Below are 21,160 nucleotides of genomic sequence, written 5' to 3'. Positions count from 1 at the left end.
CCCTTTGTTGATCAACAAAGGGCTTTCTTGTATAAAATATAAGCGTATAATCTTAGTATCTGTAGTATTCTGGTTTGAATGGACCTTCAACAGTTACACCGATATAATCAGCTTGTTCAGTAGAAAGTTCTTCTAATTCAACTCCAATTTTAGCTAAGTGTAAACGTGCTACTTTTTCATCTAAGTGTTTTGGTAACATGTATACTTCATTCTTGTATTTGTCAGAATGGTTCCAAAGCTCGATTTGTGCTAATGTTTGGTTTGTAAATGAGTTACTCATTACAAAACTTGGGTGACCAGTTGCACAACCTAAGTTTACTAAACGTCCTTCAGCTAATAAGATGATGTCTTTTCCGTTTACAGTATACTTATCAACTTGAGGTTTGATCTCTACTTTTGTGTTTCCGTGGTTGTCATTTAACCAAGCAACAGCAATTTCATTATCAAAGTGTCCAATATTACAAACAATCGTTTTGTCTTTCATAGCTTCAAAATGCTTTCCAGTAACGATGTCTTTGTTTCCTGTAGTTGTAATTACGATATCAGCATTTCCAACAACAGTATCTAATTTTTTCACTTCAAAACCGTCCATAGCAGCTTGTAAAGCACAAATTGGATCAATTTCAGTAACAGTTACAATACTTCCAGCACCTTTAAAAGAAGCGGCAGTTCCTTTTCCAACATCTCCGTATCCACAAACAACAACTCTTTTTCCTGCTAACATTACATCAGTTGCACGACGAATAGCATCTACAGCACTTTCTCTACATCCGTACTTATTGTCGAATTTAGATTTTGTTACAGAATCATTAATATTAATAGCTGGCATTGGTAATGTACCATTCTTCATTCTTTCGTATAATCTGTGTACACCTGTTGTAGTTTCTTCAGATAAACCTTTGATTCCATCAACTAATTCTGGGTAACGGTCTAAAACCATATTTGTTAAATCTCCACCATCATCTAAAATCATGTTTAATGGTTGACGATCTTCTCCAAAGAATAAAGTTTGCTCAATACACCAGTCAAACTCTTCTTCGTTCATTCCTTTCCAAGCGTATACTGGAATTCCAGCATCAGCAATAGCAGCAGCAGCTTGATCTTGTGTTGAGAAAATGTTACAAGAACTCCAAGTTACTTCTGCTCCAAGCGCTTTTAAAGTCTCAATTAAAACAGCAGTTTGGATAGTCATGTGTAAACATCCAGCAATTCTTGCACCTTTTAAAGGTTGCTCATCTTTATATTCTTCACGAAGACTCATTAGTCCTGGCATTTCAGCTTCGGCTAATTCGATCTCTTTTCTTCCCCATGCTGCTAAAGAAATATCTTTAACTTTGTACGCTACGTAAGGAACTGATTTTGTACTCATACTTTTTCTTTTTTTATAATTTGAATAATTATGGGTAGTGACCCAAAATATTTTTAAATTCGCTTCATAACTTTACAGTGCTTTCTACGCGCTAAAAGTTTGCGAGTGCAAAGGTACTAAATAACTTTTTAATATAATGGCTCTTTACAAAACTATAACAGTAAATAAACATACTAAAGTGCTGATTTGGAAGATAGAAGAGTCTTTTGAAGAATTAAATCGTGATATAAAACTAACAAATCATTGTCAGCAACGCCTTGACGGAATGCGCTCTGAAATCCATCAACGCGGGTTTTTAAGCGTACGACACTTACTGGCAGAATTTGGATATACAGATTTTGACCTGTATTATGACGAAAACGGAAAGCCACATTTAAAAGATGGGAAACAGATTTCTATCACACATTCATTCAACTTTTCTGCCATTATTGTAAGTGATACAATTCCTGTGGGAATTGATATTGAAAAACAACGCGATAAAATTTTACGCATCGCACATAAATTTACACCATTACAAGAATACAATACAATTGCCAATCATGAAGCTTTAGTGCGTAAAGTAACCATTGTTTGGGGCGGAAAAGAAGCGATTTATAAAGTATATGCTGAAAAAGGATTAAGTTTCTTAAAACATATTGACATTGACGATTTTTCCATGGAAGCTTCCAAAACAAAAGGAACTGTATACTATGGAAAAGATACAGCTACGTATTCGCTAGATTTTTTAGAGTTTGAAGGATTTGCTTGTGTATATGCACTAGAAGAAAATCGTTAAAATGAAGATGACACAAATGATGTACGAAAACATAATTCAAGCAAAAAAAGACAATCAAAAACTATTGGCAGTATTGATAGATCCTGACAAAATAGAAATTCATCATATTCCTGAATTTTTCAAAAAAGTACACCAATCTATTATTACCCATGTATTTGTTGGTGGAAGTACAGATGCTGAAAAAAAAATGGAAACGGTTGTCAAAGCGATCAAACAACATACACATTTGCCAATCTTGATTTTTCCTGGAAGTCATGAGCAAATTACTGAAACCGCAGATGGAATCCTGTTTTTATCCTTGCTTTCTGGACGAAATCCTAAATACCTAATAGAACAGCAAGTACAATCTGTAGAAAAATTAATAGACACAAGTTTAGAAATCATTCCAACAGGATATATTTTAATAGATGGCGGCGTAAAAACCGCTGTACAACGTGTAAGTGAAACAGAGCCTATTTCACAAAAAAAACATACAGAAATATTACATACAGCTTTGGCAGGACAATTTTCAGGAAAACAATTAATATACCTAGAAGCAGGAAGTGGCGCTCAGTACATGGTAAATACAGAAATAATACAAAAAGTTTCCAGTAAATTGAAAATTCCGTTGATTGTTGGTGGTGGAATACGATCAAAAACACAATTACATAAAGCTTACAATGCTGGAGCCGATTTAGTTGTTATAGGAACGGCATTCGAAGAAAATGAAGCTTTTTTGCTAGAATTAACTTCTAAGTAATGAGATATTGGTATTGAGAAGAGCTTTGAAATTATAAATGAAAAATGCTAAATTTTAAATTAAAAAGTATTTTCAATCAACAGAAAACAAATAGCAAAGCGAACAAATAATCAAATTGACGAATCAACAAAAAGACAAACAACAACAAAATGAACATCTCAGTAGAACTTACCTTAACACCTTTACAAGACGATTTTGAAACGCCCATTATCAACTTTATCAAAAAACTAAGGGCTTCTGAATATACCGTTTTAGAAAATCCATTAAGCACGCAAATTTATGGTGATTACGACGGCATTATGAAACTATTGACTTCTGAAGTAAAAACAGCTTTTGAAAAGGAAAAAAATATTCTACTAACGATGAAAATTGTAAAATCTGACAGAAGTAACTATGAGCCAACTTTTTGATTTTTTATTGGAGCCATACCAAGGTGCGTATTGGTTAAATGTAGTATTGGAAATTCTCGCAGCTGGATTTGGAATTGCCAGTGTTTGGTTTGCCAAACAAGAAAAAATTTGGGTATATCCAACAGGAATTATTAGTACCATAATCTATATTTATCTGTGTGAAGAATTTGAGTTGTATGGTGATATGATTATCAATATATATTACTCCATAATGAGTGTGTATGGTTGGTATATGTGGACACGAATTCGAGAAGATGTGAAGCTTGAAATCTCAAGAACCAATTTCTGGGACAAATTAAAAACAATTGGAATTTTCCTAATAACTGCTGCTTTTACTTATGTCGTGTACGTACAGTATGATACCATTAACATTCATTTAGGTGTACAAGAAACGATAGATTTAGTGTTCTCTAATTTAGGATCTATAGAAGAGATTAAAACAATAACACCTTATTTAGATATTTTTACCACAGGAATTTTCTTTTCAGGAATGTGGCTCATGGCTAACAAAAAGATTGAGAACTGGATGTTTTGGATTTTTGGAAATATCATCTCAGTTCCATTGTATTTTGTAAAAGGACTTGGGTTTACAGCAATACAATTCACAATTTTCTTAATTTTAGCCATCTTTGGATACAACGCATGGAGAAAAACCTTGAAGAACAAAGCAAAAATCGCCGATACCGAATAATTGTTTTCGGTCCTGAATCTACAGGAAAAACAACTTTGGCAAAGCAATTAGCTGCACATTACAAAGCTACTTATGTGCCAGAATATGCGCGAATATATGCCGAAGAAAAACAACGAAAAGGCGAACAACTTACCGCTGAGGATGTAATTCCTATAGCTAAAGGACAATTGCGATTAGAATGCCAAGCTGCTGGAAATTCAATGCTAATTTGTGATACAGATATTCTAGAAACATTAACCTATGCACGTATCTATTATCCTGAATTTAAAAGTGAAACCCTTCAAAAATATGTGGCAAAAAACAAAGCAGATTTCTATTTTTTAACTTATATTGATACGCCTTGGGAATCGGATGGAATTCGTGATTTGCCACATCAAAGAGAAGAAGCATTTTTACAATTTCAACAAACCCTAAAAACCTATAATCAACCATATGTATTGCTGAAAGGAGACAAAGAAACACGTTTCAAAACAGCAATTACAGAAATAGATAAACTGCTAGAAGTACATTGAATTTTTCAAAGAAACATACGGAACAAATAGAAGCAAAAGGATTGACTTTATCTCAAGTAGAAGAACAATTAAATAAGTTTGAAAAGAAAATTCCGTACACAGATATTACAGAACATGCTAGTATAAATCGTGGAATTTTAAAACTAGACTCAGATCAAGAAGAAACATTCGTAGAAATATATGAAAAAGAGCATGGAGCATTAGAAATTATAAAATTCACACCAGCTTCAGGTGCTGCAACTCGTATGTTTAAATTTCTATATAAGTTTCTTGAAAATTACAATCCGAAAAAAGATTCTATTAACTCGTACATCAACAAAGAAAGAGAACCAGAAGTTCGTTTGTTTTTTATTGGATTAGAAAAGTTTCCCTTTTACAATGATGTATTGAAAATAATGGGAAAAACAGAACTAGATAGAATCAAAAAACCAGATCAATTTAATTACGACTTTGTACATGCTTTATTAGCTGAAACTGGATTAAATTACGGAAACTATCCAAAAGGACTATTGCCTTTTCATAAATATAAAAACCATCTATCAACACCTTTTCAAGAGCATTTATTTGAAGCTGCTAGTTATGCTTGCAAAGGAGAAAAAGCAAAATTACACTTCACGATTTCTAAACAACATTACGACAAGTTTAAAACTACAGAGCATAAAATAGTACCGCACATTGTAGAAAAAACAGGCTGTAAATTTGAAATCTCATATTCTTATCAATCTGAACAGACAGACACAGTTGCAGTAGATCCAAAAAATAAACCAATATTAGACGTAGATGGAAATTTGGTATTTAGACCTGGAGGACATGGCGCATTGATAGAAAATTTAAATGACATTGATGCAGATTTAATCTTTATCAAAAACATAGACAACGTAGTTGTAAATACCTATGCGAAAGAAATTTCACGTTACAAAAAAATCCTTGCAGGGAAGCTAATTGAATTACAGCAAAAAGCCTTCAAGTTTATGGAAATGTTGCATCAAGGCGTTTCTAATGAAGAACTAACCACAATATTGAATTTTTTATTTTCAGAACTCAATATTCAAATCAGTGAAGAATTTGAGAAATATTCGCAAAAATATCAAATAGAATATCTTATTGAAAAACTCAATAGACCAATTCGTGTATGTGGAATGGTGAAGAATGAAGGTGAACCTGGTGGCGGACCATTTTGGGTAAAGCATGAAAACGGTTCTGTATCCTTGCAAATTGTTGAATCTGCGCAAATAGATAAAAAGAACGAATATCATCAAAGCATACAAAAACTAGCTACGCATTTTAATCCTGTAGATATTGTTTGTGGCGTAAAAGATTATCAAGGAAACAAATACGACTTGACAAAATTTATAGACCGTAAATCATACTTTATCGCTTCCAAGTCAAAAAGTGGAAAAAAGATAAAAGCATTAGAACTTCCTGGTTTATGGAATGGAGCCATGGCATTTTGGAATACAATTTTTGTTGAGGTGCCTTTGGTGACGTTCAATCCTGTAAAAACCATAAACGACTTGTTAAAACCAACACATCAAGTAAAGTAATACATCTAAGGTATTTCTGCGGAAGCAATCGTACAATCTGAAAAGCTCAACAATACATTGCAAAAATTGCATTGAAATAAACAATCTATAAGCTTATATCAATGCAATCGTTCATTTCTTAACAAATATTACTAATGATTACATGGTGTTCCATCTGGATTTTGACCATTTCCAATCGAATGTCCGCAACGAATAGCTTGAGTTGGTTTTTCAGTAGTGCACGTATTTACATCAGAAATAATACATGGATTACAAGTAAAAGTTCTACCACCAATAATTTCATGATTAGTTGTTAACTTAGAGATCTTTCTACTTTTTAAAGATAATTTTTTCTGAAAATGTTGTTTTTTCATAATGATAAAGTTTTTGGTTATCTATAAAAATACTGATTTTCAGTGTCTTTGTGAATCTAAAAATATAATTTTCTTACTCTTTTGTGAGTTTTTATTTTAGAATAGAAGTGCATTCTTTCAAAGTATATTCAGTAAATAATAGTTGAAAAAACACTAGGCAATTAAAAAAACTAAAGTATTTTTGCAGCATCTCAAAGGGGTGCAATTTGAATCACATTCAAAACGCTGAGATTATACCCAATGAACCTGGGCAGGTAATGCTGCCAAGGGATGGACTAAATCTTTTTAAAAGGTTTAGTATGCCGGCAGTCATAGTCTGTCAATATCACTAATTTAATTTTTAATCAAGAATAATTACCCCTTTTATTCGTAACAAAATGTATTACGAATATGAAGAATTTATTCGCTTTTTTATGCCTTTTCGTACTATCAGTCAGTATGCAAGCGCAGAATTTTACACTATCAGGAACGGTAACTGATGGTGAAGGAAAACCATTATTAGGAGCAACAGTAGCTGTCAAAGGAGCTTCTATAGGAACAACAACTGACAGCGATGGAAAGTATGCTTTAAAAATCGCTACTGGAAATTATGAATTGGTTTGCACTTTCGTGGGAATGAAAACTGCAACAAAAAACGTTTCCGTAACAGGAAACACTTTAGTAAACTTTACTTTATCCGATTCGGCAGAAGCTTTAGATGCTGTTTTAATTTCAGCGGTTCGTGTAAATGCCGATTCACCAATTACACACTCAAACTTAGAAAAGGAAGAAATTGCAGAACGTAATTTGGGACAAGATGTACCAATTCTAATGAATTTTATGCCTTCTGTAGTCACAACTTCAGATGCTGGTGCTGGTGTCGGTTACACCGGAATTCGTGTGCGTGGTAGTGATGCAACACGTGTAAATGTTACGATTAACGGAATTCCTTTCAATGATTCAGAAAGTCAAGGAACTTTTTGGGTAAACATGCCTGATTTGGCTTCTTCTACAGAAAGTATTCAGTTGCAACGTGGAGTAGGAACATCTACAAACGGATCTGGAGCATTTGGAGCGAGCTTAAGTTTGCTAACGGATGCAGTTTCTGAAAAAGCTAATGGAGAAATCTCTAACTCCTTCGGAAGCTTTAATACAAGAAAACACACTGTAAAATTTAGTACAGGAAAATTAGGGAAGAACTTTGAACTAGCTGGGCGTTTATCGAAAATCAAATCTGATGGATATATTGATCGTGCTACTTCTGACCTAAGCGCGTACTTCCTACAAGGATCCTATGTAGCTGAAACAACGCTTATCAAAGCATTGGCTTTTGGTGGGCACGAAATTACATACCAAGCTTGGAACGGAATAGATAGAGAAACGCTAAACACTAACAGAACTTTTAATCCTTCAGGACAATTTACGGACGAAAATGGAAATGCGCGTTTTCATGATAACGAAGTAGATAATTATAGACAAGATCATTACCAATTTCACTGGAATGAAAAAATCTCAGAAAACTGGACTACAAATCTTGGATTGAACTATACACGTGGAAGAGGATTTTTTGAACAATACAAAGAAGATGAACCTTTTGACGAATATGGTTTTGAAGAAATTGTAATCAATGGAACAACAATCAATGAAACAGATTTGATTCGCAGACGTTGGTTAGATAATGATTTTTATGTAGTTAACGCAAATGCAAACTATAAAAAGAACAATCTAGACATGGACTTTGGTGCGTTTTTAGGTTTATATGATGGCGATCACTTCGGAGAAGTAATTTGGGCACGTTTTGCAAGTGATAGTGAAATTAGAGATCGTTACTATGAAGGAAATGGAAAGAAAAATGAAGTGAGTTTCTTTACAAAAGCTACCATTCGTGTAAATGATAAAATAAGTCTATTTGGAGATTTGCAATTACGTAATGTAAGCTACAAAACTTCAGGAATTACTTCAGATTTAGTACCTTTTAATATTGATGAAAACTATACATTCTTCAATCCAAAAGCAGGAATCAACTATAGAGTAAACACAAATAATAGTTTATACTTCTCGTATGCAAGAGCGAATAGAGAACCAAACAGAAGCGATTTTGAAAACAACAACGAAGTAAAACCAGAGCAGCTAGATGACTTTGAATTAGGTTGGCGTTGGAAAGGAGAAAACTTCACCGTAAATACAAACGCGTATTACATGTTGTACAACGATCAATTAGTACTTACTGGAGCTTTAGATGATACAGGAACGCCATTGCGTACTAACAGTGGAAAAAGTTACCGTTTAGGATTAGAAATTGATGCATCTTTCAAAGTAAGCGATCAATTAACAGTGCGTCCTAATGTGGCAATCAGTACCAATAAAAATGTTGACTTTATCACGTCTAGAGATGGAAGTTTGGTCGATTTAGGAAATACGAACATTTCATTTTCGCCAAATTTCATTGCTGGGAATATCATTTCGTATGCACCATCTCAAAGCTTTCAAGTATCGTTATTGTCTAAATATGTGGGCGAACAATACATGGGGAATATTGACTCAGATGTTTCAAAATTAGATAGTTATTTTATCAATGACTTGAATTTAAATTATGAGATCAAAGTAAATTCTATTTTCGAATCAATTACATTTACAGGATTGATCAATAATGTTTTTGGTGTAGAATATGTATCTAACGGATACTTCTTCACTTTTGATGATACTTGGTCAAACCCAGGAACAGTTACAACCATTGAAGGCGCAGGGTTTTATCCACAAGCCACTAGAAACTTCTTAGTAGGAATGACTTTGAAATTCTAGAAATACCAACCATACCATATGAAAAGAAAAAACGACTCGAAAGAGTCGTTTTTTTGTACCCAATAGTACAAGTTGAAGCTTTTATTTCACTAATAACCAGGAAAAAGAAGATAGTTTTAAGTTCATTATTAACTTTTAAACTATTTGAAAATGAAAAAGAAGAACATCAAACATTTGTCATTAAACAAAATCAAAATTTCAAAAATTGAAACGATTCAAAATATCAAAGGAGGAAGCCAACCCGCATGTCTAACTCCAATTATTCTACAAGGTGTTAGTGATGCTATATGTTCGGCTGTTTATGGTACTTGCGGTTGTCCTTCTGGTGGTTGTGATCATACGAGAGACTGCCCGTCATGGAATGTAGCATGCTAAAAAAAGCAAAGAGCGACTCATTTGAATCGCTCTTTTTTTATGATACAAGTTTAAAAATCTCAATACTCAGATTTCAAAACTATTATTTTAATTATTTGAAATAGTCACAACATTTCCTGATTTAGAAGTTCGGTAGTTAATCATTGGAAAATTTTCTCCACCTTCATCAGGGTTTAATAACTGACCGTTTGCCAAGCTATACTCATAATCTTCACAAGAACAAGTAGCTAAAACACCATTAATACTCATAGTTGAACAATTATTAGGTGTATGATTCGGACAACTTGCTTCCCATGCTAAAAATTGATCTCCCGACAAGTTAAAAACAAAAAAACCACGAACTCCACCACCATTTGCAATATAGGTAGAACCTCCAGCAAAATTTAAATTATCAAACTGAGGTAAATTGAGGTTTATTTGGAATTGAACCAATGTGTTTGGTATATAAGGATTGTTGTTTACTCCGCCGTCATCACTACTACATGAGAAGAAAACGACTAGGGCACAACATAAAATCAAAAAACGTTTCATCTATTTTAATATTTAATAAGTTTCGCAATTTACGTAAAATCATTTTTTAAAAAGTCACATCGTTAAGGACTTTAAATATTTTCTTATATTTGTATAACAAAATCCCGTGTTCGATGGGATTTTTTTGCGTTATATAATACACGATTGCCTATTTATATTGTGCAAAACACAACTATAACTAGATAGAAAACGAAGAAATTATGAGTAAAGTATCTTATTATACAGCAGAAGGATTAAAAAAACTAAGAGAAGAGTTAGACCAATTAAAAAGTGTTGAACGACCAAAAGCTTCGCAAGCCATTGCTGAAGCAAGAGATAAAGGTGATTTGAGTGAAAATGCCGAGTACGATGCAGCCAAAGAAGCGCAAGGACTTTTGGAAATGAGAATTTCTAAAATGGAGGAAGTATTGGCTTCTGCGAGAATCATTGACGAAAGTCAATTAGATACTTCAAAAGTATTAGTTCTTTCTACGGCACGTATCAAGAACACTACAAATGGTATGGAAATGACCTATACATTGGTAGCAGAAAGCGAAGCAGATTTAGCTGCTGGGAAAATTTCAGTAACGTCTCCAATTGGGAAAGGACTACTTGGTAAATCTGTGGGAGAAATTGCAGAAGTAAAAGTGCCAAATGGGACAATGAACTTTGAAATACTAGAAATTACACGTAGCTAGTGCTGCATTACATAATAAAAATGAAAAATCCTTTCTTACTTGTTAAAAAAGGATTTTTTTATATGTATTCGAAAGAACTTTTTTATCTTACCAATTATACAAAATCATTGACATGGCCTCGATTTTTACCAAAATAGTTAACGGAGAAATTCCATCATATAAAATAGCAGAAGACGAAAATTATTATGCTTTTTTAGATATTAGTCCAAACGCAGTTGGTCATACATTATGTATCCCTAAAGAAGAAGTTGATAAAATTTTTGATCTCTCTGAAGAGTCGTATATGGGATTAATGCGTTTCTCACGAAAAGTAGCCATTGCTATTGAAAAGGCAATTCCTTGTCTTCGTGTAGGAATGACTGTCATTGGTTTAGAAGTGCCACATACACATGTTCACTTGATTCCTTTGCACGGCATGAACAGTATGAATTTTGCGAATAAACAAGAATTATCTCCAGAAGACTTTGAAGCTGTAGCAGCAAAGATTCGTGCTGAACTATAAAGTGAAAAATACTACTTTTAAGACCCAAGACCCAAGACCCAAGACCCAAGACCCAAGACCCAAGACCCAAGACCCAAAAACAAAGCGTTCTAAAAATCTAAAAGTGTAGCGAGTCTAAATCAAGCCACTGTTTTCAGGGAAATTTGCATTGTAGTTCCTTTGCCGAGTTCAGATTTCAGTACTTTAATCTTTCCGCTATGATAATTTTCTACAATACGTTTGGCAAGAGATAAACCTAATCCCCAACCGCGTTTTTTGCTAGTAAATCCTGGTTGAAATACCTTTTTGAAATTACGTTTTGCAATACCTTTTCCATTATCGGTAATTTGAATCTTTACAAAACTATCTGTTGGAATAATTTCAAGTTTCAAATCTCCTTTCCCTTTCATAGCGTCAATGGCATTTTTTACCATATTTTCAATCGTCCAACTGTACAATTGTGTGTTGATCTCACTATAAATAGGAGTTTCAGGAGCTTCAAAAGTAAAATTTACTAATTTAGAAGTACGAGAAAGTAGATAATCGTAGGAATCTTTAGTTTCTTTTACAATATCATGTCGCTTCAATGTTGGAATAGAACCAATTTTAGAAAAGCGTTCGGTGATCGTTTGTAAGCGATCAATATCTTTCTCAATCTCTTTAATATAATCAGGATCTACATTTTCAGTTTTTAAAATTTCTGTCCAACCAACTAAAGAAGAAAGCGGTGTACCAATTTGATGTGCTGTTTCCTTCGCCATTCCTGCCCATAATTTATTCTGTTCGGAAGCTTTTGAAGCACTAAAAAAGAAATAAGCGACAGCGGCAAATAAGACAATAATTAGTAATAACGCAAGCGGATAATATTTGAGTTTATTTAAAGCGGGAGAATCGCCATAGTATAGAGTTCCCACTTTGGCTCTAAGGTTATTAGTTTCGTCAAAATAAGAAATATCAATAGGAGTATTTTCTTTTGAAAATTGTTTAACCTTTTTTACAAGATAAACAGAATCATTCATTTTTTCTTCATCCATATTCTGTGCATCCATCACACCTTCAACAGTTACAAAAATTCTAGGGTTAGAAGTATTATTGCTTAATATTTTTAAAGATAAATTACTTAAGTCTTGTTGAAGAGAATTTTGATTCACTTCCGAAACAGCCTCAGCATAAATCTCCATCTTCGCACGTTCTTCCTTTTTAAATTCTTGAAAGAAAATATACGTATTCCATAAAATTCCTGATACAATTGCAAAAGAGGCTACAATAAGAACCCTACGTATAAGAACTGGCTTATTTTTTAAAATCATATAAACACTTTGAAAACACTAATATAAACGAAAACTAGCAGTTTTATTGTGAAAAGAAAAAAGCTAATTGTATTTAACAAAAAGATTGCCCAAATAAGAGCGTCAAGCTGAACTTGATTTAACTTCTCATTATACATTATTACATGTTTTAGACAATCTTCTTTGTTTAATTAAAGTTCTTCTACAACTTTACCAAGCATATTAATAGTTCTGTAGCTATCAGTTCCGTCATTTGTATATTGAACAAGATAAATTCCATCTCCTAAATTATGACAGTGACAATTTGGAGCATCTCCTGATACTAGATTACCTCCTGAGCAAACTATCTTTACAACAGAATCATTTCCTCCTAAGATGTCAAATTGCTCCACTTTCGTCAATACTTTTACGTCATTGACATTTAAAATGTTTTTAATCATAGTGTTAAAATTTTAATTAGTAAAGTCTAAATATATGTCTTAAATTTTAAAAAATAAATAAAAACTGTATATAGTTGTAAGTATTGACGTACTTGTGTTGATTTGCTGTTTTTTGTACGATGAAAGTAAGTTGGTAATTATATTAGATGTTAAAAACACCGTATTCAAGTTAATAACTATAGTTGTTTGCTCCGCTTTTTTACATTAATTTTGTCGCACTAAAAACATTGACAATGGTATCTATTGATCCTAAAGAAATTCCAACGGCGAAATTACACGGATATTTACTTGGTGCAGTTGCTCCAAGACCTATTGCATTTGCAAGTACTGTAGATACTGAAGGAAATCCAAATTTATCTCCATACAGTTTTTTTAATGTTTTTAGTGCAAATCCACCAATTATGATCTTTTCGCCTGCACGAAGAGTTCGTAACAATACTACAAAACACACGCTTGAAAATGCTTTGGCAACGAAAGAAGTTGTAATTAATGTAGTAAATCATGCAATTGTGCAGCAAATGTCATTAAGTAGTACAGAATATGCGGCAGACGTGAATGAGTTTGAAAAGGCAGGATTAACAATGTTGCCATCTGATAAAGTAAAGCCATTTCGTGTTGCAGAATCACCAGTACAATTTGAATGTAAAGTGAATGAGGTTGTTTCGCTAGGAAATGAAGGCGGAGCAGGGAATTTAATCATCTGTGAAGTGGTGAAATTACACATTAACGAAGACGTTTTAAATGACCACGGAACCATTGATCATTACAAAATTGACTTGGTAGCCAGAGCAGGAGGAAGTTTTTACAGTAGAGCTCGTGATGGTTTTTTTGAAATACCAAAACCAATTGCGACACTCGGAATTGGCGTAGACCAAATTCCAACTGCGATTCGAAATAGTAAAGTTCTTACGGGAAATGATCTCGGAATTTTAGGAAATGTAGAACAATTACCATCAGCAACAGCAATAGAAGAATTTATAAATACAACTGAAATTACAATTTCAGATACACCAGAAACAAATCATAAAGTAGCTCAAGAATTTCTTGCCAAAGGAGATGTCATGACTGCTTGGAAAATCTTATTAGCAAAATAAATAACATGGAAGTACAGGGAAAAATCAAAATGATCGGGCAAACGCAGACATTTGGAAATAATGGATTTAGAAAGCGTGAAATTGTCGTAACTACAGAAGAACAATATCCACAGCATATTATGGTGGAATTTGTACAGGATAAAACAGATTTATTAAACAATTTCCAAGTAGGACAACCTGTAAAAATCAGTATCAACTTACGTGGTAGAGAATGGGTAAATCCGCAAGGAGAAACAAAATACTTCAACTCTATTCAAGGATGGAGAATTGAAAACTTACAATCGGAAGCGCCAGCAGGAATGCCACCAGTACCACCAGCAGATGCTTTTGAACCAGCAAACGATTTCAAAGAAGAAGATCACGACGATTTACCTTTTTAAGGAGTTTGAAATACTATAAAATGATAAAAACCTGTAATTCAGTAATTGCAGGTTTTTTTTTGATCACAATAGTATTAAACTATTTTTTATCTTTAAAGAGTGCAATCAAACAAAAACGATGTAGATGAATAAAAGTGGAACTCTTTGCAAGGAATTATCAGTAGAAAGCTATTTAAGCATACTGAAAGAAAATGATATTATAAAAGACAAACTAGAAGAACTTGGAATTGTCTTAGATAAAAATGGACTTTCTGTGCCGTTAAATTATACTGATCTTTTGACAGAAAAAGAAAAGGCATTTCTCAAAGAATTAGCCGACAAATTTAATGCAAAATATGAAGGTGATACAGAATGGCATGTAAAGTTTGGAAGCGAGCCTGGCGCTCGCAGATATTGTTATTCAGATGTGATTTGTGAACATTGTTACCAATCGTTAATAGATGTTAGAAATCACGAAAATTATATGAAGTAGTAGTATTTTGTGTGATAAAATTTAAACAAAAATTTCATTAAAAAAACCTGTAATCTTTTAAAATTACAGGTTTTTAGTTTTATGTGGTTTTTGAAACTACTCCACAGTAGTTTCTTTCAACTTTTTCTTCAGATATTCAAAACTTCCATCAATAGCATCAAATAAATCTTCTTCAGGAACAAGATCAGGGATAATATCAACTTTTTTCAACATATCATGAGGTTGCTCTTGAAGTCCGACTAAAATGACTTCTATATTTTTTGCGCGTAAATCAAAAATGATATCTTCCAACGTATACAAACCAGATTGATCGACATACGGAACTCTATCCATTCTAAAAATAACCGCTTTTATATCTTCAGGTAATAACTGAATTTGATCTTTAAAATACGATGTAAACCCAAAAAATAATGGTCCGTATAAGTGTTTTATGATGACTTTACTCTTGTATTCTTCATAAAATTCTATCTCATCTTGCCAAGGTTTTGAACCGTCAATATCGGCTACTTTTCCAACTTCCATACCTTTCTCGCTAATATCACCTGATTTCTTCATGAATAACAAACACGCTAAGGCAATTCCAATTCCTACAGCTTGAATTAAACTTCCAAACGTAGTGATTAACAATACTAAAACGAGTACGACAGCATCTGCTCTTGGCACTTTTAGCAAATGTTTTAAACCTTTAAAGTCTACAATTTTAAATCCGATAGGAATTAACAAACCAGCTAACACACATAAAGGAATGTGTGCGGCTAATTGACCTAATCCTAGTAGAACTGCTAATAAGAAAAGTCCGTGAAGTATACCAGAAACTCTTGTTCTTCCACCTGCATTTATATTTACAACTGTTCCTTTCGTAGCTCCAGCGCCAGGAATTCCTCCAATAGCAGCAGCAATCATATTTCCAATTCCTTGTCCAATAAGTTCTCGATTACTATTGTGTTTGCTTTTGGTCATATTATCGGCAATTACAGATGTTAACAAAGAATCGATACTTCCTAAAACGGCTAATACGACTGCATATTCTACAATAGTGGCATATGCGCTCGAATCAATACTCAAAATATTTCCTAATTGGAAAGTAGGTAATCCTGAAGGAATTTCTCCAATCAAAGGAACATCCATTTTCATAAAATAAGCAATCAATGTTGCAACAATCAGAGCTACCAAAGCGCTCGGAATTGCTTTTGTTATTTTAGGGAAAATATAATAGACAACTATTGTAATTCCACCTAACAATAATGCATAAGGATTAAATTCGGTGAATAAACTTGGTAAATTTTGAATAACGGCAACAGTAGATTTAGATGAAGCCATTCCTGCAAAAGGAAATATTTGTAAAATGACAATAATTAATCCAACACCACTCATAAATCCAGAAATGACGGGATAAGGAAAATATTTCACATAACTCGCAATATTTAAAAACCCAAAAACTACCTGAAAAATTCCACCTAATAAAAACGTTGCTAAAATGATACTCATTCCATTGTCAAGGCTTCCATTCATTTGAATAGCTGCGGCAATCAATGCTGCTGACACAACTGTCATTGGACCAGTAGGACCACTTGCTTGTGTTTCCGTTCCGCCAAAAAGTGCAGCAAAAATACCAACGGCAATGGCACCATATAAACCAGCTGTTGCTCCCATTCCAGATTGTACTCCGAATGCCAATGCTAGCGGTAATGCTACTACACCAGCTACGAGTCCGCCTGTAAAATCACCTTTAAAATTTTTAAAGTCGTAAAATTTTTTCAACATAATTTTCTTATTTTTTGAGTGGGTTGAATACTTTTTCAGCTGAAATAAGAAGCAAAAAAAGCAATAGTTTAAAACTACACATATTCTTAGCTAAAATCAAAAATACGAATGGTTTAATTTTTTGAAAAACCTTTTAAACAAAAAAATAGATTTTAATTTCAAAAACATTTCTTTTCACAATTTTTTCAAAGAAATATCCAGAAAACAATCTAGAACTTTTCAGTAAAGTAATTTTGTATTCAACATTCAACATTCAACATTCAACATTCAACATTCAACATTCAAAATTACTCAAAACAATCCAAAAGCAAAGTAGAAAAAGGTTAGTAGTAAAGTGTCTGAATGTCTAAGCTAATATTTTCGTAAATTCACCCAAAAATTAACCATGCGCATCACCAAAGCCATCGAAACTATTTTTAAGCGTTATTTGCCTTCGCCGTTTACCATTGCGGTATTATTAACACTTATTACGATTGTTTTAGCAACATTTCTCACAAAACCTGATGAAGCGAATACAGCAACTCATTTTGTAGAAGTATTGTCGTTTTGGGAAGATGGAATTTGGAATTCAGGATTATTGGTATTTGCCTATCAAATGATGCTAATTCTTGTCTTAGGGCATGTATTGGTGTTGAGTAAACCTGTCAATAAAGTCATTATTAGTATCACAAAATCTGTGACAAATACAACGAGTGCTGTAATTCTAGTAAGTGTGACAACGATGTTAGTTGCGTTCTTTAATTGGGGATTGGGTTTGATATTTGGAGCAATTCTCGCTAGAAAAGTTGGAGAACATGCGCAGCAAAATCAAATTCCTATAAACTATCCATTAGTAGGTGCGGCAGGTTATGTAGGGTTAATGGTTTGGCATGGTGGAATTAGTGGTTCGGCTCCTTCAAAAGTAGCAGAGCAAGGTCATTTGTTAGAAATGATGAATGGAATATTAGATGTAGATACATTCGGAAAAGTTCCAGAAGTGATTACTTCAAGTAGTACTATTTTTAGTTGGTGGAATTTATTATTGTTTGGAATTTTATTAATTATCATTCCTTTTACATTACGTTTGCTTGCTAAAAAAGCAACACCAACAAAGTTAAATTTGCCAAAGTATCAATTTGATACAAAGGGAAAAGAAGATTTGGAAGGCGCTGAAAAACTTGACTATTCTCCTGTATTTGCGATAGTATTCGGAATCTTGTTATTAGTTGTGTTTTTTATTCAATACGCAGATAATTTAAGTTCACTTTCAGAAATAAAGATTTCACCTAATATGTTAAATTTTTTCATGTTAGGCGTAGCGATTGTTTTGCATGGAAATTTTAAAAGTTTCCTCAATGCTGTAGAAGAAGCGATCAAAGGAACTTCAGGGATTTTAATCCAATTTCCGTTGTATTTTGGAATTATGGGAATCATGAAAAGTTCAGGAATGGTCACTATGATTTCCGATAGCTTTGTGTCGGTTGCTACCGAAACCACATTACCGATATTTACATTTTTTAGCGCTGGATTGGTCAATATATTTGTGCCAAGTGGCGGTGGACAATGGGCAGTACAAGGTCCAATTGTCATTAAATCAGCTTTAGAATTAGGAGTTCCGCTGCAAAAGGCAATTATGGCGTTGGCGTACGGAGATCAAATTACCAATATGTTGCAACCATTTTGGGCATTACCTTTGTTAGGTATTACACGATTAAAAGCAAAAGAAATATTACCCTATACTATTATTTTGATGTTGGTAGGTTCTGCAGTGTATATTTTAGGACTTTTATTACTATAAAAAAAGTCCCGAAAACGGGACTTAATATTGTGGTTTTAGGCTTTAATCTTAATACACTAATTCAAAAAGCAATGATGAAAATAAATGTTTAGCTATATTAAGACTAATTACAAATTTGGCGAAAAATTACTAAAAATCAAAGTATTACCTTTTCTTTTCTAAAAGTGACAACTAGATAATCAGAATTACATGTATCTTTTAACAGACGAAATAGCGTTTCCTTCAATTGAAGAAACTTCCCCAGAAGGCATTTTGGCGATTGGTGGCGATTTACAGCCAGAACGATTGTTGCTTGCCTATAAAAACGGTATTTTTCCTTGGTATAGTGAGGATGAACCTATTATTTGGTGGTCACCCGATCCGAGAATGGTTTTATTTCCTGATGACTTGAAAGTATCGAAAAGTATGAAAAAATTGATACGCAGGGAAGCATTTACAGTAACTTATAATAAAGCATTCCGACATGTAATTCGCGCTTGTGCACTCATTGAACGTCCTGGGCAAGATGACACTTGGATTACTTCCGAAATGGAAGACGCGTACATCAAACTTCACGAAATGGGCTATGCTACTTCTGTTGAGGTTTGGCGAGATAACATGCTTGTTGGTGGCATTTATGGTATTAATTTAGGACACGTTTTTTGTGGAGAAAGCATGTTTAGTTTTGAAAGCAATGCCAGCAAATATGGTTTTATTTATTTGATAGAGAAATTAAAAGCAAATGGTTGTCAGTTGGTTGATTGTCAGATGTACACCAATCATTTGGCAAGTTTAGGCGCATACGAAGTGCCGCGGGAAGTATTTTTATCGTATTTGTAAAACCTGTGATTCATTGTATCGAGAACAGTTTTGATTGGAGAATCTTAGAAACTACAAATTCAAGATCACAGAAGTAAGTACAAACAAAATTTCTTGCGTGGTTTGGTTGTAATTTTCAAAACGATATTCCAAACCTGTTTGAAACTTTAAGCTTTCTGTCCATTGCCAACCAATTTGTGAAGTAAATCGCTGATCTATTTGCGGAGTAGCAGTTTTTACGATACTCAATAAGGATTCTGCATTGGCTACAAAATATGGTTCGCCAATATCCAATTTTTCACCTGAAAGCGGCAAATCAATGGTAAAACGATAGCGAAAGCGATGTATGGTATTGTTGGTTGTAATGCGTTGTTCACTTCGAAAACGATGTCCAAAGCGCACTATATTGGGTCTATATGCGTAATTATATTGTTGTGTGAGACGTAATTCGTTGCTTTTATCTTCAAAGTTTTCTCGGAAACGATACATAATTCCTCCACTGACACTATGATTTGAGTTAAAGCTATAGGTTGAAAAATGTACAAATTGAAGTTGTCGTGTTGTAAACTCAAATTCATCGTCGCGATAGACATAATTTCTAGTTACCGTAGAAAAATTTAGTTTATAACTGTCATTTACTTTATGATTTACAGCAAATGAAGGTTCAAAAAAAGTAGTAAAATCATTCTGTGAACACATCGAATACGAGCAGAGAAAGATCGCAAACGGAATAAAAAATTTAGTATAAAATGTGGTCATACGAAGATTGAATAATTGTTCTCTTTAACTCGAAGTCGCCATCTTTTGTAAAAGTAATTTCGATAAAATAACGCTTCTTTTTTGTTTTTACTTCTGCTATGATTTCATATGAAAACGGACTGTTTTTATCGTTAGAAAATGCATTGTTTATGGTATTTTCTGCATCAATTCTTGCGTTATTTTTATATTGACGTTGAATTTTTTTGAAGCGAAAAGAAGCATACGAATTGTACATATATTTCTTAATCATTTCAAGTGTTTTTGGCGGAATATGTTTTTGTTTTATAGTGATTTCTACATCTTCCAAAACACCATTTTTGCTAAACTCAATACTATATTTTCGTCCTTTATATTTTAGCTTCGTTTCATAGCTAATCTTCGTGCTATCTTGTTCTTTATAGTATTTTATTCGCTTTACTTTTTGAGGTAACGTTTTGTTTAGAAGTTCTAAAGCATTTTTAGGAAATAACTTCTTTTCAATGCGTTCTTCTTTTTCATGTTTAAATGAATTTTGTGCTGTACAGCAGAATGAAAAACATACAAATAATAAAAAGCACCAATATCTCATTACATATTTTTTATTTCTTCATATCGAAAACAACTAACAATATGATCATTGACCATTCCAGTAGCTTGCATAAATGCATACATCACAGTAGAACCTACAAATTTGAAACCTTGTTTTTTAAGTGCTTTGCTCATTTTATCTGAGATTTCAGTGGTTGCAGGAATATCTTTTTCGCTAACAAAAGCATTTTGAATCGGTTTTCCGTCAGTAAATTGCCAAATATATTCTGAAAAACTCCCAAATTCTTCTTGAATCTTTATAAAAGTTTGTGCGTTTGTGATCGTTGCCTTGATCTTAAGTTTATTTCGAATAATACCAGCATCTTCCAGTAAACTGAGATATTTTTCTTCGTCATAATTGGCAATCTTTTTATAATCGAAATTATCAAACGCTTTTCGGAAATTTTCACGTTTTCGTAAAATAGTAATCCAGCTCAAACCTGCTTGAAATGTTTCCAAAACTAAAAACTCAAAAAATGTTGCATCGTCATATACAGGAACGCCCCATTCTTCATCATGATATGCTACATACAAAGGATCATTTCCACACCAAGAACATCTTCTTTTTTCAGTAAAATTCAT

Annotated in this window: 24 protein-coding genes and 1 riboswitch; of the genes, 15 read left to right on the top strand and 9 right to left on the bottom strand. The window is 33.3% G+C overall.

Annotated features, from left to right (window positions below; genetic code table 11):
• Positions 1-52 precede the first annotated feature (52 nt).
• Positions 53-1,369: an adenosylhomocysteinase gene (ahcY, locus tag ACOQOS_RS12175; RefSeq protein ID WP_420570734.1), complete on the bottom strand. Its 1,317-nt coding sequence runs from the start codon at positions 1,367-1,369 to the stop codon at positions 53-55.
• Between the two features lie 136 nt (positions 1,370-1,505).
• On the opposite strand from ahcY, the gene ACOQOS_RS12170 reads away from it, so the two are divergent.
• From ACOQOS_RS12170 to ACOQOS_RS12145, 6 genes are all read left to right on the top strand, one after another.
• A complete protein-coding gene (locus ACOQOS_RS12170) occupies positions 1,506-2,144 on the top strand; it encodes a 4'-phosphopantetheinyl transferase family protein (RefSeq protein WP_420570733.1) in 639 nt (212 codons plus the stop codon).
• A gap of 1 nt (position 2,145) precedes the next feature.
• Positions 2,146-2,883, top strand: a complete 738-nt coding sequence (locus tag ACOQOS_RS12165) for a geranylgeranylglyceryl/heptaprenylglyceryl phosphate synthase (RefSeq protein ID WP_420570732.1) — start codon at positions 2,146-2,148, stop codon at positions 2,881-2,883.
• Between the two features lie 149 nt (positions 2,884-3,032).
• Positions 3,033-3,293, top strand: coding sequence for a hypothetical protein (locus ACOQOS_RS12160; protein WP_420570731.1), 261 nt, complete (start codon positions 3,033-3,035; stop codon positions 3,291-3,293).
• Entirely contained in the window at positions 3,277-3,984 is a 708-nt protein-coding gene (gene pnuC / locus ACOQOS_RS12155; protein WP_420570730.1) for a nicotinamide riboside transporter PnuC, read from the top strand. The genes ACOQOS_RS12160 and pnuC overlap by 17 nt, the downstream gene beginning before the upstream one ends.
• Positions 3,936-4,496, top strand: a complete 561-nt coding sequence (locus tag ACOQOS_RS12150) for an AAA family ATPase (protein ID WP_420570729.1) — start codon at positions 3,936-3,938, stop codon at positions 4,494-4,496. The genes pnuC and ACOQOS_RS12150 overlap by 49 nt, the downstream gene beginning before the upstream one ends.
• Positions 4,493-6,040, top strand: coding sequence for a DUF4301 family protein (locus ACOQOS_RS12145; protein WP_420570728.1), 1,548 nt, complete (start codon positions 4,493-4,495; stop codon positions 6,038-6,040). The genes ACOQOS_RS12150 and ACOQOS_RS12145 overlap by 4 nt, the downstream gene beginning before the upstream one ends.
• Positions 6,041-6,171: 131 nt before the next feature.
• On the opposite strand, the gene ACOQOS_RS12140 is transcribed toward ACOQOS_RS12145, so the two are convergent.
• A complete protein-coding gene (locus ACOQOS_RS12140) occupies positions 6,172-6,393 on the bottom strand; it encodes a hypothetical protein (protein ID WP_420570727.1) in 222 nt (73 codons plus the stop codon).
• A gap of 185 nt (positions 6,394-6,578) precedes the next feature.
• Positions 6,579-6,681: riboswitch (TPP riboswitch) on the top strand.
• 102 nt (positions 6,682-6,783) lie between these two features.
• On the opposite strand from ACOQOS_RS12140, the gene ACOQOS_RS12135 reads away from it, so the two are divergent.
• Complete coding sequence (locus tag ACOQOS_RS12135) at positions 6,784-9,174, top strand: TonB-dependent receptor (RefSeq protein ID WP_420570726.1); 2,391 nt, start codon at positions 6,784-6,786, stop codon at positions 9,172-9,174.
• 150 nt (positions 9,175-9,324) lie between these two features.
• Positions 9,325-9,549 (top strand): hypothetical protein, encoded by a 225-nt coding sequence (locus ACOQOS_RS12130; RefSeq protein ID WP_420570725.1) that lies wholly within the window; start codon positions 9,325-9,327, stop codon positions 9,547-9,549.
• An 87-nt stretch (positions 9,550-9,636) separates the two neighbouring features.
• Here the strand turns inward: ACOQOS_RS12130 and ACOQOS_RS12125 are convergent, their stop codons facing one another.
• Positions 9,637-10,080, bottom strand: a complete 444-nt coding sequence (locus ACOQOS_RS12125) for a hypothetical protein (protein WP_420570724.1) — start codon at positions 10,078-10,080, stop codon at positions 9,637-9,639.
• Between the two features lie 200 nt (positions 10,081-10,280).
• Here ACOQOS_RS12125 and greA point away from each other — a divergent pair, with 200 nt between their 5' ends.
• Positions 10,281-10,757: a transcription elongation factor GreA gene (greA, locus tag ACOQOS_RS12120; protein ID WP_420570723.1), complete on the top strand. Its 477-nt coding sequence runs from the start codon at positions 10,281-10,283 to the stop codon at positions 10,755-10,757.
• A 112-nt stretch (positions 10,758-10,869) separates the two neighbouring features.
• Entirely contained in the window at positions 10,870-11,259 is a 390-nt protein-coding gene (locus ACOQOS_RS12115; protein ID WP_420570722.1) for an HIT family protein, read from the top strand.
• A gap of 119 nt (positions 11,260-11,378) precedes the next feature.
• Here ACOQOS_RS12115 and ACOQOS_RS12110 read toward each other — a convergent pair whose 3' ends face one another.
• A complete protein-coding gene (locus ACOQOS_RS12110) occupies positions 11,379-12,548 on the bottom strand; it encodes a sensor histidine kinase (protein ID WP_420570721.1) in 1,170 nt (389 codons plus the stop codon).
• A 170-nt stretch (positions 12,549-12,718) separates the two neighbouring features.
• Positions 12,719-12,967: a hypothetical protein gene (locus ACOQOS_RS12105; RefSeq protein WP_420570720.1), complete on the bottom strand. Its 249-nt coding sequence runs from the start codon at positions 12,965-12,967 to the stop codon at positions 12,719-12,721.
• A 233-nt stretch (positions 12,968-13,200) separates the two neighbouring features.
• Between ACOQOS_RS12105 and ACOQOS_RS12100 the strand changes: the two genes are divergently transcribed.
• The 3 genes from ACOQOS_RS12100 to ACOQOS_RS12090 all read left to right on the top strand — a co-directional run bounded on the left by ACOQOS_RS12100 (position 13,201) and on the right by ACOQOS_RS12090 (position 14,913).
• Positions 13,201-14,061, top strand: a complete 861-nt coding sequence (locus ACOQOS_RS12100) for a flavin reductase family protein (protein ID WP_420570719.1) — start codon at positions 13,201-13,203, stop codon at positions 14,059-14,061.
• A gap of 5 nt (positions 14,062-14,066) precedes the next feature.
• A complete protein-coding gene (locus ACOQOS_RS12095) occupies positions 14,067-14,441 on the top strand; it encodes a DUF3127 domain-containing protein (RefSeq protein ID WP_420570718.1) in 375 nt (124 codons plus the stop codon).
• A 124-nt stretch (positions 14,442-14,565) separates the two neighbouring features.
• Positions 14,566-14,913: a hypothetical protein gene (locus ACOQOS_RS12090; RefSeq protein ID WP_420570717.1), complete on the top strand. Its 348-nt coding sequence runs from the start codon at positions 14,566-14,568 to the stop codon at positions 14,911-14,913.
• Positions 14,914-15,009: 96 nt separating this feature from the next.
• Here the strand turns inward: ACOQOS_RS12090 and ACOQOS_RS12085 are convergent, their stop codons facing one another.
• Positions 15,010-16,677 (bottom strand): SulP family inorganic anion transporter, encoded by a 1,668-nt coding sequence (locus ACOQOS_RS12085; protein ID WP_420570716.1) that lies wholly within the window; start codon positions 16,675-16,677, stop codon positions 15,010-15,012.
• A 385-nt stretch (positions 16,678-17,062) separates the two neighbouring features.
• Here ACOQOS_RS12085 and ACOQOS_RS12080 point away from each other — a divergent pair, with 385 nt between their 5' ends.
• Entirely contained in the window at positions 17,063-18,454 is a 1,392-nt protein-coding gene (locus ACOQOS_RS12080) for a short-chain fatty acid transporter (RefSeq protein ID WP_420570715.1), read from the top strand.
• Positions 18,455-18,643: 189 nt separating this feature from the next.
• Complete coding sequence (aat, locus tag ACOQOS_RS12075) at positions 18,644-19,273, top strand: leucyl/phenylalanyl-tRNA--protein transferase (protein WP_420570714.1); 630 nt, start codon at positions 18,644-18,646, stop codon at positions 19,271-19,273.
• A 51-nt stretch (positions 19,274-19,324) separates the two neighbouring features.
• On the opposite strand, the gene ACOQOS_RS12070 is transcribed toward aat, so the two are convergent.
• Genes ACOQOS_RS12070 through ACOQOS_RS12060 form a run of 3 tightly spaced genes read right to left on the bottom strand, consistent with a single transcriptional unit; the run spans position 19,325 to position 21,160 of the window.
• Positions 19,325-19,951, bottom strand: coding sequence for a DUF2490 domain-containing protein (locus ACOQOS_RS12070; protein ID WP_420570713.1), 627 nt, complete (start codon positions 19,949-19,951; stop codon positions 19,325-19,327).
• A 40-nt stretch (positions 19,952-19,991) separates the two neighbouring features.
• Positions 19,992-20,579, bottom strand: a complete 588-nt coding sequence (locus ACOQOS_RS12065; protein ID WP_420570712.1) for a hypothetical protein — start codon at positions 20,577-20,579, stop codon at positions 19,992-19,994.
• Entirely contained in the window at positions 20,579-21,160 is a 582-nt protein-coding gene (locus ACOQOS_RS12060) for a DNA-3-methyladenine glycosylase I (protein WP_420570711.1), read from the bottom strand. Before ACOQOS_RS12060 ends, ACOQOS_RS12065 begins: the two co-directional genes overlap by 1 nt.

Origin of the sequence: Kordia sp. (assembly GCF_965224175.1) — a bacterium.
Lineage (GTDB): Bacteria > Bacteroidota > Bacteroidia > Flavobacteriales > Flavobacteriaceae > Kordia.
This window is presented reverse-complemented; position numbering and strand designations above follow the sequence as displayed.

What these genes read in the sequence shown, in the direction of transcription:
- ACOQOS_RS12060 (WP_420570711.1), bottom strand. Translation starts at nt 21,160, where the DNA reads ATGAATTTTACTGAAAAAAGAAGATGTTCTTGGTGTGGAAATGATCCT.
- aat (WP_420570714.1), top strand. Translation starts at nt 18,644, where the DNA reads ATGTATCTTTTAACAGACGAAATAGCGTTTCCTTCAATTGAAGAAACT.
- ACOQOS_RS12165 (WP_420570732.1), top strand. Translation starts at nt 2,146, where the DNA reads ATGAAGATGACACAAATGATGTACGAAAACATAATTCAAGCAAAAAAA.
- ACOQOS_RS12080 (WP_420570715.1), top strand. Translation starts at nt 17,063, where the DNA reads ATGCGCATCACCAAAGCCATCGAAACTATTTTTAAGCGTTATTTGCCT.
- ACOQOS_RS12160 (WP_420570731.1), top strand. Translation starts at nt 3,033, where the DNA reads ATGAACATCTCAGTAGAACTTACCTTAACACCTTTACAAGACGATTTT.
- ACOQOS_RS12110 (WP_420570721.1), bottom strand. Translation starts at nt 12,548, where the DNA reads ATGATTTTAAAAAATAAGCCAGTTCTTATACGTAGGGTTCTTATTGTA.
- ACOQOS_RS12100 (WP_420570719.1), top strand. Translation starts at nt 13,201, where the DNA reads ATGGTATCTATTGATCCTAAAGAAATTCCAACGGCGAAATTACACGGA.
- ACOQOS_RS12095 (WP_420570718.1), top strand. Translation starts at nt 14,067, where the DNA reads ATGGAAGTACAGGGAAAAATCAAAATGATCGGGCAAACGCAGACATTT.
- ACOQOS_RS12130 (WP_420570725.1), top strand. Translation starts at nt 9,325, where the DNA reads ATGAAAAAGAAGAACATCAAACATTTGTCATTAAACAAAATCAAAATT.
- ahcY (WP_420570734.1), bottom strand. Translation starts at nt 1,369, where the DNA reads ATGAGTACAAAATCAGTTCCTTACGTAGCGTACAAAGTTAAAGATATT.
- ACOQOS_RS12115 (WP_420570722.1), top strand. Translation starts at nt 10,870, where the DNA reads ATGGCCTCGATTTTTACCAAAATAGTTAACGGAGAAATTCCATCATAT.
- ACOQOS_RS12090 (WP_420570717.1), top strand. Translation starts at nt 14,566, where the DNA reads ATGAATAAAAGTGGAACTCTTTGCAAGGAATTATCAGTAGAAAGCTAT.
- greA (WP_420570723.1), top strand. Translation starts at nt 10,281, where the DNA reads ATGAGTAAAGTATCTTATTATACAGCAGAAGGATTAAAAAAACTAAGA.
- ACOQOS_RS12105 (WP_420570720.1), bottom strand. Translation starts at nt 12,967, where the DNA reads ATGATTAAAAACATTTTAAATGTCAATGACGTAAAAGTATTGACGAAA.
- ACOQOS_RS12125 (WP_420570724.1), bottom strand. Translation starts at nt 10,080, where the DNA reads ATGAAACGTTTTTTGATTTTATGTTGTGCCCTAGTCGTTTTCTTCTCA.
- pnuC (WP_420570730.1), top strand. Translation starts at nt 3,277, where the DNA reads ATGAGCCAACTTTTTGATTTTTTATTGGAGCCATACCAAGGTGCGTAT.
- ACOQOS_RS12070 (WP_420570713.1), bottom strand. Translation starts at nt 19,951, where the DNA reads ATGTGTTCACAGAATGATTTTACTACTTTTTTTGAACCTTCATTTGCT.
- ACOQOS_RS12150 (WP_420570729.1), top strand. Translation starts at nt 3,936, where the DNA reads ATGGAGAAAAACCTTGAAGAACAAAGCAAAAATCGCCGATACCGAATA.
- ACOQOS_RS12170 (WP_420570733.1), top strand. Translation starts at nt 1,506, where the DNA reads ATGGCTCTTTACAAAACTATAACAGTAAATAAACATACTAAAGTGCTG.
- ACOQOS_RS12065 (WP_420570712.1), bottom strand. Translation starts at nt 20,579, where the DNA reads ATGAGATATTGGTGCTTTTTATTATTTGTATGTTTTTCATTCTGCTGT.
- ACOQOS_RS12135 (WP_420570726.1), top strand. Translation starts at nt 6,784, where the DNA reads ATGAAGAATTTATTCGCTTTTTTATGCCTTTTCGTACTATCAGTCAGT.
- ACOQOS_RS12085 (WP_420570716.1), bottom strand. Translation starts at nt 16,677, where the DNA reads ATGTTGAAAAAATTTTACGACTTTAAAAATTTTAAAGGTGATTTTACA.
- ACOQOS_RS12140 (WP_420570727.1), bottom strand. Translation starts at nt 6,393, where the DNA reads ATGAAAAAACAACATTTTCAGAAAAAATTATCTTTAAAAAGTAGAAAG.